Source organism: Segetibacter koreensis DSM 18137, assembly GCF_000374045.1.
GTDB lineage: Bacteria > Bacteroidota > Bacteroidia > Chitinophagales > Chitinophagaceae > Segetibacter > Segetibacter koreensis.
The window spans coordinates 25059-37474 of record NZ_KB893325.1 but is presented as its reverse complement, the minus strand read 5'-3'; the positions used below and the strand labels follow the sequence as shown (position 1 = coordinate 37474).

The following is a 12416-nucleotide window of genomic DNA, read 5'->3' as shown; positions in this document are numbered from 1 at the left end:
TGTTTTTGTAAAAAATTAATTCTCATATAAAAAATTATCTGCAATGCATCATCATAAAAACTCTTCAAGAAGAAGCGCATTAAAAAAAATGGCGGCTGCCACTGCAACAGCAATCGTAAGCAGTAGCCTGGTAAATAGAATTTCGGCAGCAGAAAATGCCGTGGATGACAAACTCAAAGGAGTAGTAAATCACTCGGTTTGTCGTTGGTGTTATGAAAGTATTCCCCTCGACGACCTTTGTAAAGCAGCTAAAAATATCGGCCTCTCTTCCATTGAACTGGTCGGGCCTGCAGAATGGCCTACACTAAAAAAATATGGCCTTACATCTGCATTGCCGTGGGGAGCAGGCATGGGCATTACAAAAGGATTTAACGATCCGCAATATCATGATGCACTTATAAAAAGTTATGAAGAAGTTATTCCACAGGCTGCAGCAGCAGGCTTTAATCAAATCATCTGCTTTTCAGGCAACAGAAACGGTCTTGATGATGAACAGGGTATAAAAAATTGTGCAATAGGTTTAAAAAAACTGATGCCGGTCGCAGAAAAATATAAAGTGACAATGGTAATGGAGCTGTTGAACAGTAAGGTTAATCACAAAGATTATCAGTGTGATCATACACCGTGGGGAGCAGCACTGGTAGAAAGTATTGGCTCAGACCGGTTTAAACTTTTATATGATATTTATCACATGCAGATAATGGAAGGAGACGTTATTGCAACAATTAAGAAATATAATAAATACATTTCGCATTACCATACAGGAGGTGTTCCCGGACGAAATGAAATTGACGAAACGCAGGAATTAAATTACCCTGCCATCGTCAAGGCTATTTATGAAACCGGGTACAAAGGTTTTGTTGCACAGGAATTTATACCAAAAAGAGAAGACAAGATTGCTTCCCTAAAGCAAGGTGTACAGATTTGTGATGTTGCGTGAAAAGTAAAAAATTAGAGGTGTTGCCTTATTTAGCGCTTCCAATTTTTACTAAAAAAAGGAAGCGCTTTTGTTATAAATAAAAAATGCTCAAGAAAAAACCAGAGGTAGATATTGTTAATGAAGTGTTGGAAGAATGCATTGTAGCTTACCCTGTTTCTTCATTTATAATAAGCTTATATAAGCAATATGGAGAACGGGGTAGCCTAAGTAAAAAACAATTGCAGGGACTGCATAGCAAAGCTTCAAAAATAAAGGATATAGCGCCGGGCAAACTTGCTACGTTAGAAGCTATCATAAACAAAATGCAGACGAGGGATAAAGATCCGCTGCCTCAGCCCAAACCATTATTTCAAAAAGAAGAAAGTACCGGCCAAATAATAGAGGAAATTTTAGCAAAATATCCGCAGCACAAAAGAGTGTTGTTTCTTAAATCGAAATACGATAACAACGAGGTACTATCTTCTTCTGAAATGGATGATTTAAAGAGATTCAAGCAATTGTTGAAATAAAACGAATTACCTACTTTTTTTATTAATTGCGTTCATCATTTCTAATAGTGAAACCGGCCTTTTTTAAATGTTTCTTTAAGCTGCAGTTGCTGTTTTTGCGGCTTTTAGCGTTTTCAGATACTTGTATATCGCGGTTAACTCATCGTCAGTCATTCTTTTAAATGAATTCCAGGGCATTTCGCTGTTTTTGATATTACCCATTCTGAAGCGTTTGATAAACATATCTCTTGTCCATTCAAAAATCCTGCTACTTGAGTCTGTTGTAAGGTTAGGGGGTGTATACGCAGGAAGATTTTCTGCCTTTTTCATTGGAGAGCCTCCTGCAAATGCTTCGCCAACTATAGCACCTTTCATATCGTGCTTACTATGACAACCACTACAATTACCTAAGCTGTTTACAAGATAACGGCCGTACAAAGCAGTAGTATCAGGGCGTACTTTTTGCGGTATTGATTCAGAGGGTCCAACGGGACTTATCATAAATGCCTTAATCATTTTTCCTGCTACGTTTAAGGAATGTGGCGGCACTTTATTTCGCACTGGCTTTTGGGTGCGCAGGTAAGAAATAACTGCCGTCATGTCTTCATCACAGACATTGTGAAATGGCATAAAATCATACATGACAGTACCATCAGGATGCACTCCATAGCGTAAAGCCCTTGCTATTTCCGCATCAGTATATTTGCCAATTCCGGTTTCTTTATCAGGTGTTATGTTTTTAGTATAAATATTTGCGATAGGTAAAGCAAATAATCTTCCGCCGCTTAAGGGAACATCCAACCCTGATTGAATTAAAGAATCTGCATTGGCTGTACTATGACAATCTGCACAATGCGCAATACTAAAAACAAGATGTTTTCCTCTCGCTATTACAGCCTCATCAGTACTGGCTTTAATAGCTGGGTAAGGTGCAGTATATTTTACATTTTGACGTGATGCAGCAATAATTGTTACACCTGCAATAAGTGAAAGAATGATAAATCCGGTCCACTTTAGTATTTTTTTCATTTTGTAGTCAGTTTAATTTGTATAGCTTTTTATAAGCAGAAGAAAAATTAGCCTCACAAAACTGTTCAGAAATAAATGATAAAGGAATTGACTTTTGAATGAGCGGTGATTTTCGCAGGATGAATTGTAGAAGAGGATGACAGAAGAAAATTGACAGATGCAGAAAAGGGAAATAAAAATTATTGAAAATAAGGTGCGAGGAGCGAATTCTTTTTTAGAACCACGTTGGTATAAATGAGGTGAAAATTATTTTTTTATAGTTGAATCCCTTGGGATAAGAACAGATGGAAACAACTGAACTACTGTATCTAGTGGAAAGCTCTTTTTCTCAATAGATTTAAAGAGCAATGAGGCAGCGGTCTTGCCCATTTCGTAGGCAGGTTGTGTAATTGTGGTAAGTGATGGATTTAAAATTGCCGCAGTTTTTAAATTTGAAAAACTTATTACTGCTATATCTTTCGGAATTTTTAATTGCAAATGTTGGCAAACCAAATATATGTTAGTCGTTAATCTTTCAACACTTGCTATAATAGCATCGGGCCTGCTTTTGCTTTGCAGCAGATTTCGAATTACTGCATTGTTATACTCGTCATTTAAGGTGCACTCAACAATATAGGCTTCTTTAACTGGAATATTATTATCGGTCAATGCCTGGCTATATCCTTTCATTCTTTTACCAGAGATTGATAGGGTTTTAGAAATGGATAAATAAGCTATTTTGCGATATCCATTATCAATAAGATGTTTCGTAGCCGTATAGCCGGCATTATAATCATCGGTGCAAACCTTTGCTGTACTTATTTCATCACATATTCTATCGAAGACAACTATTGGAATTTGATGGCTTTGGAGGTTCGAGATGTGGTGGGTGCTAACTGTTTCAGCACTTACAGACAGTAAAACACCATCCACTCTTCCGCTTTGAAAATCCATAAAAATGGCTTTTTCCTTTTCAAAGCTTTCGTGAGTAAGATATATTAATACATGATACCCTTTGCCTTGCACAATTGCTTCGATGCCATTAATAGCTTCTGCAAAAAAGCTATCGTCTACTTCAGGTATTACAATCGCTATCGTTTTACTTACTCTTTTTCTTAAACTGCTTGCATAGGGGTTAGGAACATAATTTAGTACAGAGGCAAGGTGTAATACCCGTTGTTTTGTTTCATTGCTTATTTCATGGCTGTCTCTTAAAGCTTTTGAAACAGTTGCAGTAGAGAGATGAAGCTTATCTGCTATAGTCTTTAGATTTACGTTTTCCATTTATAAAAGCAAAGCAATGATTGTTACGAAATCGGTTAAGTAAATAAACCCACGAAAAAATTATGTACGGTGTAAGAAAAAACAGAAATTTACTATTTAGCATTTAGTTTGCTGTTTCCCTTAAAATCTGGTTTCTATACAAATCTAAAATCCAATTAAAATTAACCCCTTCAAATCTATTTTGAGTTATATCCTGATTTAAAAATCCAAATTAAAAAATCTTTCCAAAAAAGTTAATGCCATGAAAAAAAATATCAGTGAAGCTGAAATCAATCCATTATCTTCTTTAAATGTCTGGGAAGATGATTTGCTTGATCGCTACCCTGACCCTGAAAACATTACTGAAGGTAAAGCTACAGAAGAATTTAGAAATTACGATAAACCTGCACGCGATAGCGTACGGGAGTTTTACAGGTTAAATCATCGTTACCAGACCTTTGAGTTTGTAACAGAAAAGAGAAACGATTATTTAAAGTTTGATAAGAAAGAAATGCCGGTGTGGAGCGCTTTTGATTTTTTAAACACGCTTGTAGATGACTCTGACCCGGATACAGACCTCGATCAGTTTCAGCATTTGTTGCAGACCGCTGAAGCAATACGTGCCGATGGACATCCCGACTGGATGGTCCTTGCCGGATTATTTCACGATATGGGTAAAGTATTGTGCCTGTTTGGCGAACCGCAGTGGGCAGTTGTTGGTGATACATTTCCTGTTGGTTGTGCCTTTTCAGATAAAATAGTCTATAGTGAATTCTTTGAGAATAATCCTGATTATTATAATCCAAAATACAATACAAAATATGGTATCTATTCACCTAACTGTGGTTTGAAAAATGTACAGATATCGTGGGGCCACGATGAATATATTTATCACATGATGAAAGATTACCTGCCAGAACCGGCTTTGTATATGCTGCGGTATCACTCTTTTTACGCACAGCACAGAGAGCATGCGTATGATCATTTGATGGATGATCACGACCGCGAAATGTTTAAATGGGTTAATCTTTTCAACCCTTATGATTTATATTCAAAAAGTCCTGTTCCACCGGACTGGAACGAGTTGAAGCCTTACTATCAGCAACTGGTAAGTAAATATTTGCCGGCAACTCTAAAGTTTTAAAACCAAAAAAATGAAGTTGATACTTTAATAATAATTCTAGCTACGAATCCCCCTGACAGGCAGTAAGAAGCATTATTAATACTAATGTCTTTTTAGCTGCCTGATTTTTTTTATCTGTTAAATGTTGTTAGCAACCTCTTCCTGTAGATAGATTTTTCAATCTTTGATAAAATTAAATAAATCGAACTTTTTCTTCTTTTCATCCCTTTTAAAAGCTGTTGATGTTATAATATTCCTTCTAATGCTTTATTTTACAAAGCATTTGTCGAAAGACCTATCTTATTAACGATTTTATATGACTAATCAACTTGCTTTTATTGACTACGTTGTCTGCATTATATATTTTTTATTTGTCGCCAGCTATGGCGTGTGGATATATAATAGGAAAAAGAAAAAAGCAACCGACACCAAAGATTTTTTTCTTGCTGAAGGTTCGTTAACCTGGTGGGCAATTGGTGCTTCTATTATTGCTTCGAACATTTCTGCCGAACAATTTATAGGCATGAGCGGTGACGGATTTTTTGCCGGGATAGCAGTTGCAGTTTACGAATGGTTGGGTGCTGTTGCACTAATCATTGTAGCTGTTTGGTTTATTCCTGTGTATCTTAAAAATAAGATATACACGATGCCTCAATTTCTAAAAACCAGGTACAACGAGACAGTCGCTTTAATCATGTCGATATTCTGGTTGTTTCTATATGTATTTGTAAATCTCACTTCCATTTTATATTTAGGAGCTTTAGCGATCAATGGATTATTAGGTGGCCAGTACCTTCACATTGTTATGATCGGACTGGCAATTTTTGCATTAATCATTACTTTGGGAGGAATGAAGGTGATCGGGTATACAGATGTTATACAAGTAACAGTGCTGGTGTTTGGTGGATTGGCCACAACTTATATGGCACTAACGATGACCAGCGAAAAGTTTGGGCTGGGAACAGATGCAATTGCAGGTTTTAAAGTTTTATTGAGAGAAGCTCCTGATCACTTTCATATGATATTTAAAAAGCCGGGCGTCAACGCGCCGCAGGAGCAGCTAAATAAATATTTGATTTTACCGGGGATATCTATGTATTATGCGGGTATTTGGATCAATAATCTCAATTATTTTGGATGTAACCAATATATCACGCAGCGTGCATTGGGTGCCGACTTGCACACTGCCCGCACAGGTATTTTTTTCGCAGGTTTTTTAAAGCTTTTAATGCCCGTTATTGTAATGCTGCCGGGCATTGTTGCTTACGTGTTGTATAAAAATAATCATTTGCCTCAGTTGGTCAATGGTAAAGACGGCGCTTATTCTGCAATACTTACTTTTCTGCCCAATGGTCTCCGAGGCTTATCCATAGCTGCGCTTACGGCTGCTATTGTAGCTTCCCTGGCAGGAAAATCGAACAGTATTTCCACCATTTTTACCCTTGATATTTATAAAAAATATTTTAACCAAAATGCTACTGAAACAAAAATGGTATGGATGGGAAGGCTTGCCATTGTAACAGCAATGATAATTGCTATAGCTTTTACCTGGAACGACGTTTTAGGTATTAGCGGCAGTGGAGGTTACACTTTTATTCAAAAATATACGGGATACATAAGCCCCGGTGTATTTGCCTGTTTTATTTTAGGCATGTTTTGGAAGCGAACAACAGGCGCTGCAGCGCTGGCAGGTATTATTACCGGTTTTGTTTCGTCCATTTTTTTCGGACAGTTAGCGGTCAATGTCTTGGGCACAGAAACATTATTATATACAGCCTTCCCAACTGGTACAGGTAGTTATGAAATTCCTTTTTTAATTTGTATGGGATGGTCTTTTGTAATAACGGTAGTAGTCATGGTAGGGATCAGCCTTGCCGGACCGAAGATAAATGCAAAAGCTCTTTCACTAAATTCTGAAATGTTTAGTATACGACCTTCATCCATTGCACTGATAGCTTCTATTCTGCTCATACTATCGGCCTTGTATATAAGGTTTTGGTAGTGAACTTTTATAAGAACCTGTATAAATAAAAACAATTGGGGGTAACTGCAAAACGAAGAAATGTTTTTTATAACCAAAGCATGCCAATAGAGGCATCGACACACCTGGTGGATAAACGGGGAAAATAAAAACTATGCAATTACAAGTATTTATGGCAAAAGCAAACTGCCTTCATTAAGCCTCAAATCTTAACAGGTTCAAAAAAAACTAAATTTGGTTAATATATCCTGGAGTATAATTTATACGAGTTCCCCAAATAACTTAACAACTTCCAAAGCTTCCTTTACATCATGTACCCTTAGTATATTAGCTCCGTTTTGTAATGCAACTGTATTTAGTACTGTAGTTCCGTTCAAAGCTTCCTCCGGGGTAATTCCAAGCGTTTTGTACACTGTAGCTTTTCTTGAAAGGCCGGCCAATAAAGGTTTTTGAAGAATTTTAAAAACCGAAAGATTTTTTAATAAAGTAAAATTGTGAGCTATAGTTTTTGCAAAACCAAACCCGACATCAACAATTACATCATTAATTCCTGCTTTGCGGCATTCTTCTGTTTTTTTAATAAAAAAGTCAAGAACTTCCAGCGTTACATTTTCATACTTAGCAAATTGCTGCATTGTTGCAGGTGTCCCTTTCATGTGCATAGCAATATAGGGTACACCTAAAGATGCAACAACGGGAATCATTTGTTCATCGAGTGTTCCGCAACTTATATCGTTAACCAATAATGCGCCCGCATTTACTGCTTCATCAGCTACTTTAGAATGATAAGTGTCAATTGAAATAAAGGTTCCGGGGAAACGTTGGCTAATTGCATCAATAGCCGGAATTACCCTTGATAACTCTTCGTCGATGCTAATGTCTTTACTTCCCGGTCTTGTGCTTTGACCGCCGATGTCAATAATAGCAACCCCTTCGCTTATCATTTTTTCAGCCTGCCGTAATACATCATCTAAAATTTGTTTTCTGCTGCCACTATAAAAAGAATCAGGTGTTACATTTATAATTCCCATTATAACAGGTCTATCAATAACTAACAGTCTGCCTTTACAGTTGAGGGTAAACATTGGCGCCTTTCCTTTATTTTTGACAAAGTTAAGTATGTAGTTATTAGGGGTAGGGGAGGATATTATTATTAAGTAAATGTTGAAAGAATGTGTTTAAAATTCATGTTAATACTTACTTCAATTTTTTATCTGTTTTCAACCAATTTTCCAAATAACTGACTTAATGTTTAATTTCACTCAAATAATTAATTATTAGATTTTAACTTATAAAAGAGGCAAGGGAAAAAGTAATCCTATGAAAATTCCACTTTATATAATACGAATTATTGTTGGCGTTTTATTCATTTTTTCGGGTCTTATCAAGGCGAATGACCCAATGGGCCTTAGCTACAAGATGCAGGAATTTTTTGAGGTGTGGGGATTGCAATCATTAGACAGTTATACATTGGTTTTAGCAGTAGTAATGAATACTTTTGAGATTGTTGCGGGTGTAGCAGTTTTAGTAGGCTGGCAAATCAGAATTTTTAGCAGACTTCTACTACTGCTGATAATATTCTTTACTTTTCTTACCGGGTACGCATTGTTTTCGGGCAAAATAAAAACATGCGGTTGTTTCGGGGATTGCATACCTCTTACACCAAAGGAATCTTTTATCAAGGATCTTGTGCTATTAATTTTAATTGTTGTAATATTTATTAAACAAAACACAGTCTCGCCTTTCCTTAACAGGTTTGCGGGTTCTGCGTTTATGACATCCGCAGTTTTGTTTTGTATCGTTTCTCAATGGTACGTATTAAAACATTTACCAGTGATAGATTGCCTTGCGTACAAAAAAGGTAATAATATTATCGATAAAATGAAAATACCCGACGGGGCGGTTGCCGATAGTTTTGCTATAAAGTTCAGATACAAAACAGCTGGCAAAGAGGTAGAATTTGGAAGCGATAATTTCCCTGATGATTTCAACGACAGCACTTACCAATTTGTAGATCGGGTGCAGGAGTTAGTAAGACCTGGCACTGCCACCGCCGCTATAAGTGACTTTATACTATACGGAGAAAGCGGGGAAGATACCACGATGGCTATTCTCAATCAGCAAGGTTACTATGTGATGTTGTTAAGCAAAGACGCGAATGAAGCCGAAACTGACTGGAATAAAAATGCAGTTGACGTTTCGACTGTTTGTGTTACAAAGAAAATTCCTTTTTTTATTGTAACTGCCACCACTGAAGCCGCTGAAAAACAATTACCTGCAACTGAAAATATTCATTATTTAAAGTGTGATGCTACCGTTATAAAAACTGCAGGACGTGTAAATCCGACCTACTTTATAATGAAACAGGCAAATATAATAGGAAAATATGCAAACAGCGACTATGAAGAAGTAATTAGGCAACTAAGCAATATAAAACAGTAATTGTTTGTATAAACCTTCAAAACCAATTAGTTCATGCTCACATATGTTGTAAGAAGGTTAATATATGGAATGATGGTTTTGCTAGGAGTTGAAATAATTGTTTTCTTTTTATTCCAGGGTTTTGGCGACCCGGCAAGATTGGTGTTGGGCCAGACGGGAGACAGCGCAACCATTAGCAATATAAGAAAAGAACTGTACCTGGACCAGCCAAAATGGAAGCAATTTATTTTTTATCTTAATGACGTTTCTCCTGTATCTGTTTACAAAAAAAAGGATATTGAAAATAAAAAGTTGCATGGGTTGTTTATAGGCCGCGATACAAAATTTGTTTTAAAAGTTCCATATCTCAGGCGGTCGTATCAAAGTAAAAGAGATGTATTAGATGTATTGACTGACGCTCTGCCGGGAACAATGATACTTGCCTTCTCAGCGATGCTTATTGCTACAGTTGCAGGAGTATTGTTAGGTGTACTCGCCGCAGTCAGGCAAAATACCTGGTGGGATACTTCATCTGTTTTTGCCAGCGTTTTGGGCATATCTGCACCGTCTTTTTTTATAGGCATCGTTATAGCTTATGTTTTTGGTTTTGTCTTAAGTCATTATACAGGTCTTAACATGACTGGAAGCCTTTACAACATTGATCCATTCGAGGGCAGGCAACTGCAGTTGCAAAACCTAATTCTTCCGGCCATAACATTAGGTATCAGGCCCATGGCTATTATTACCCAACTTACCCGCAGCGCCATGCTTGACGTGCTTGACCAGGATTATATACGAACTGCTTATGCGAAAGGGTTGAGCAAGAAGGTGGTGATATTTAAACATGCTTTACGTAATGCATTAAACCCTGTAATTACAGCTATTACAGGATGGTTTGCAGAGTTGCTTGCAGGAGCATTCTTTGTAGAGTATATTTTCGGCTGGAAGGGAATCGGAAAAATAACCGTAGATGCGCTTGAAAAATTAGACTTCCCGGTGGTAATGGGGAGCGTTTTGATAACGGCTACTTTTTTTATTGTAATAAATATGTTAGCAGATATTCTATACGGTATCGTAGACCCGAGAATCAGGACCAAATGAATTATTTTTCATGATAAAGGTCAGTTTTTTATTACGTAAAAGGGATAAACTTTACAATATCTAATAAAAATCAAATGAGTACAGTAGCTGAAATATTACAAAAAAAGGGACCTGTTTTCAACTTCGTAGAAGCTGACACTTTAGTTATTGATGCATTATCTTTAATCAAAACAAGAAATCTAAGTTACCTGGTAGTTCAAAAAAACGGAGAATATGCTGGGTTAGTTTCAGAAAGAGATTATGCGCAAAAAGTAATTTTAATGGGCAAAGCATCTGCTTCAACAACGGTAGAGGAAATTATGACTACAAACCTGCCCAGCGTCACCAGTAGCACCTCTGAGGAAGATTGCAGGCTCACGATGAATTCTTATCAAACGCGTTATTTACCTGTAATCGATCATTTTGATTTTAAAGGTGTAATCACCATTCATGATTTGATGAGAGAAACCTTGCAAAAAAGTGCAGAACGTCATGATGTTTATTAAAAATAACAATTAGGATTAGTTATTGAATAACCACTTCTCTAATAACCTTTTCACCTAAAGCTTCATTTACTCTTTCAATTATTTTTTCTTTCTGGTACATCAGTTCCTGCTTTAACGGGCCAACGTTGGTATGTATAAAAAGGGTATGATTTATTATTTGTATCCTGTCAGTATATTTTGCTATTGTCTTTCCCATAATGGTTTCCCAGACCTGCTCGATCTGTAAAGCTTGTATGCCTGTTTTTAAACGACTTTTTTTTAAAAAAGCTTTTATAGCGTCACCAATTGAAATTTCAGCCATAAGGTTAAAGGTAAAATCTTATTTAGAAGTAAGAAAGATTGTGGATAATGAAAAACGTTTTACTTTCTTTTTCTGTATCTAATAACTTGTTTTAAATTAATTGATTGTTTTCGTCAGAATAATCTTTGCCTGTCAACTTGGCCCCCCGAAAAATCTTATAATACAAACAAATCCGCGGCAATGCCATCCGCTAATAATTTACCCTTAGTTGTTGTTTTAAGATAATCATTTTCTATTGTAAGATGATGGTGATTAAGATGAGGCCGGGCAGTATTAATGAGATATTCGTATTTATCTTTCCCAAAATTTAGTTTTACTTTTTCCAGTGAAATACCTTCTGTAGTGCGCAGGCTTGTCATTATATATTCGTTCAACTGCTGTTCCCTTGTCAATACTTCTGCCTCAAAAGGTACAAGTCCTTTTTTGATACTTTGAATGTATAAAGCATTATTGGCAACGTTCCATTGGCGGCTTAACCCGTTGAAAGAATGTGCTGATGGTCCTAATCCTAAGTATGGTTTTCCCTGCCAATAGCTGCTGTTATGTTTACTTCTAAAGCCAGGTTTTGCAAAATTTGAAATCTCATAATGCTCGTAACCGGCTTCTTGCATCCAATGCATCAACAACTCAAAATGCCTTGCCTGTTTTTCTGTATCTATATCAGCAAGCGTTTTTTGTTTTATCAGCTTTTCAAGAGCAGTTTTAGGCTCAACGGTAAGTGCATAACATGAAAGGTGAGGAACCTGAAGATCAATAGCAGTCTTCACATTTTTCTCCCATGCTTCATCAGATAAAGTTGGAGTGCCATAAATTAAATCGATAGTCAGATTATTAAAACCAGCTTTTTTTGCAAGTGCAATGCAGTCAAAAGCCTGTTGAGCAGTATGCGCCCTGTTCATCCACAAAAGGTCCTTCTCAAAAAAGGATTGTATTCCAATGCTTAGCCGGTTTATGCCAATTTCTTTCCATTCGGCCAGTTTCTCTGAGGTGATATCATCCGGGTTAGCTTCTAAAGTAATTTCAGCAGTATTTTCAATTATAAAACTTTTTTTCAGGGTGAAAATAATATTTTCAATATCTGCCGAAGGAAAAATAGATGGCGTACCACCACCAAAATAAATCGTAGTTACCGGTTCTGACAGATACGTTTTTTGTAATTCAATTTCCTGTAGTAGGGCATTTACAAAACCTTCCCGCAACTGTATAGTAGTGGAAAAATGAAAGTTACAATAGTGGCAGGCTTTTCTGCAAAAAGGGATATGAATATAAACACCTGCCATATAAGCCGAAACTTTTGTAATGTTG

At 36.6% G+C, this 12416-nt stretch carries 12 protein-coding genes; 7 read left to right on the top strand and 5 right to left on the bottom strand.

The features are described from left to right. Positions 1 to 43: 43 nt before the first annotated feature. Both B154_RS0111030 and B154_RS0111025 read left to right on the top strand, forming a co-directional pair. Entirely contained in the window at positions 44 to 940 is an 897-nt protein-coding gene (locus tag B154_RS0111030; protein ID WP_018614205.1) for a hydroxypyruvate isomerase family protein, read from the top strand. Between the two features lie 83 nt (positions 941 to 1023). Then, complete coding sequence (locus tag B154_RS0111025) at positions 1024 to 1449, top strand: hypothetical protein (protein WP_018614202.1); 426 nt, start codon at positions 1024 to 1026, stop codon at positions 1447 to 1449. 75 nt (positions 1450 to 1524) lie between these two features. Here B154_RS0111025 and B154_RS0111020 read toward each other — a convergent pair whose 3' ends face one another. Continuing rightward, positions 1525 to 2457: a c-type cytochrome gene (locus B154_RS0111020; protein WP_018614200.1), complete on the bottom strand. Its 933-nt coding sequence runs from the start codon at positions 2455 to 2457 to the stop codon at positions 1525 to 1527. Positions 2458 to 2703: 246 nt separating this feature from the next. Next, on the bottom strand, positions 2704 to 3720 hold the full coding sequence (locus tag B154_RS0111015; RefSeq protein WP_018614198.1) for a LacI family DNA-binding transcriptional regulator: 1017 nt from the start codon (positions 3718 to 3720) through the stop codon (positions 2704 to 2706). A gap of 241 nt (positions 3721 to 3961) precedes the next feature. Here B154_RS0111015 and B154_RS0111010 point away from each other — a divergent pair, with 241 nt between their 5' ends. Both B154_RS0111010 and B154_RS0111005 read left to right on the top strand, forming a co-directional pair. Further along, a complete protein-coding gene (locus B154_RS0111010) occupies positions 3962 to 4843 on the top strand; it encodes an inositol oxygenase family protein (protein WP_018614196.1) in 882 nt (293 codons plus the stop codon). A 295-nt stretch (positions 4844 to 5138) separates the two neighbouring features. After that, complete coding sequence (locus B154_RS0111005; RefSeq protein ID WP_018614194.1) at positions 5139 to 6824, top strand: sodium:solute symporter family transporter; 1686 nt, start codon at positions 5139 to 5141, stop codon at positions 6822 to 6824. Positions 6825 to 7063: 239 nt separating this feature from the next. Here B154_RS0111005 and folP read toward each other — a convergent pair whose 3' ends face one another. Beyond that, on the bottom strand, positions 7064 to 7888 hold the full coding sequence (gene folP / locus B154_RS0111000) for a dihydropteroate synthase (RefSeq protein ID WP_018614192.1): 825 nt from the start codon (positions 7886 to 7888) through the stop codon (positions 7064 to 7066). A gap of 235 nt (positions 7889 to 8123) precedes the next feature. Between folP and B154_RS0110995 the strand changes: the two genes are divergently transcribed. The 3 genes from B154_RS0110995 (at position 8124) to B154_RS0110985 (ending at position 10810) form a co-directional block, all read left to right on the top strand. Next, positions 8124 to 9245: a BT_3928 family protein gene (locus tag B154_RS0110995; RefSeq protein ID WP_018614190.1), complete on the top strand. Its 1122-nt coding sequence runs from the start codon at positions 8124 to 8126 to the stop codon at positions 9243 to 9245. Positions 9246 to 9278: 33 nt separating this feature from the next. Beyond that, positions 9279 to 10325 (top strand): ABC transporter permease, encoded by a 1047-nt coding sequence (locus tag B154_RS0110990; RefSeq protein WP_018614188.1) that lies wholly within the window; start codon positions 9279 to 9281, stop codon positions 10323 to 10325. 74 nt (positions 10326 to 10399) lie between these two features. Further along, entirely contained in the window at positions 10400 to 10810 is a 411-nt protein-coding gene (locus tag B154_RS0110985; RefSeq protein WP_018614186.1) for a CBS domain-containing protein, read from the top strand. A 19-nt stretch (positions 10811 to 10829) separates the two neighbouring features. Here B154_RS0110985 and B154_RS0110980 read toward each other — a convergent pair whose 3' ends face one another. Together B154_RS0110980 and hemW are read right to left on the bottom strand one after the other, a co-directional pair. Further along, entirely contained in the window at positions 10830 to 11111 is a 282-nt protein-coding gene (locus B154_RS0110980; protein ID WP_018614185.1) for a DciA family protein, read from the bottom strand. A 155-nt stretch (positions 11112 to 11266) separates the two neighbouring features. Beyond that, complete coding sequence (gene hemW, locus B154_RS0110975) at positions 11267 to 12391, bottom strand: radical SAM family heme chaperone HemW (protein ID WP_018614183.1); 1125 nt, start codon at positions 12389 to 12391, stop codon at positions 11267 to 11269. Between the last annotated feature and the right edge of the window lie 25 nt (positions 12392 to 12416).

Coding starts and splice junctions, on each gene's coding strand:
- B154_RS0111010 (WP_018614196.1), top strand. CDS start 3,962: ATGAAAAAAAATATCAGTGAAGCTGAAATCAATCCATTATCTTCTTTA.
- folP (WP_018614192.1), bottom strand. CDS start 7,888: ATGTTTACCCTCAACTGTAAAGGCAGACTGTTAGTTATTGATAGACCT.
- hemW (WP_018614183.1), bottom strand. CDS start 12,391: ATGGCAGGTGTTTATATTCATATCCCTTTTTGCAGAAAAGCCTGCCAC.
- B154_RS0111025 (WP_018614202.1), top strand. CDS start 1,024: ATGCTCAAGAAAAAACCAGAGGTAGATATTGTTAATGAAGTGTTGGAA.
- B154_RS0110980 (WP_018614185.1), bottom strand. CDS start 11,111: ATGGCTGAAATTTCAATTGGTGACGCTATAAAAGCTTTTTTAAAAAAA.
- B154_RS0110985 (WP_018614186.1), top strand. CDS start 10,400: ATGAGTACAGTAGCTGAAATATTACAAAAAAAGGGACCTGTTTTCAAC.
- B154_RS0110995 (WP_018614190.1), top strand. CDS start 8,124: ATGAAAATTCCACTTTATATAATACGAATTATTGTTGGCGTTTTATTC.
- B154_RS0111020 (WP_018614200.1), bottom strand. CDS start 2,457: ATGAAAAAAATACTAAAGTGGACCGGATTTATCATTCTTTCACTTATT.
- B154_RS0111015 (WP_018614198.1), bottom strand. CDS start 3,720: ATGGAAAACGTAAATCTAAAGACTATAGCAGATAAGCTTCATCTCTCT.
- B154_RS0110990 (WP_018614188.1), top strand. CDS start 9,279: ATGCTCACATATGTTGTAAGAAGGTTAATATATGGAATGATGGTTTTG.
- B154_RS0111005 (WP_018614194.1), top strand. CDS start 5,139: ATGACTAATCAACTTGCTTTTATTGACTACGTTGTCTGCATTATATAT.
- B154_RS0111030 (WP_018614205.1), top strand. CDS start 44: ATGCATCATCATAAAAACTCTTCAAGAAGAAGCGCATTAAAAAAAATG.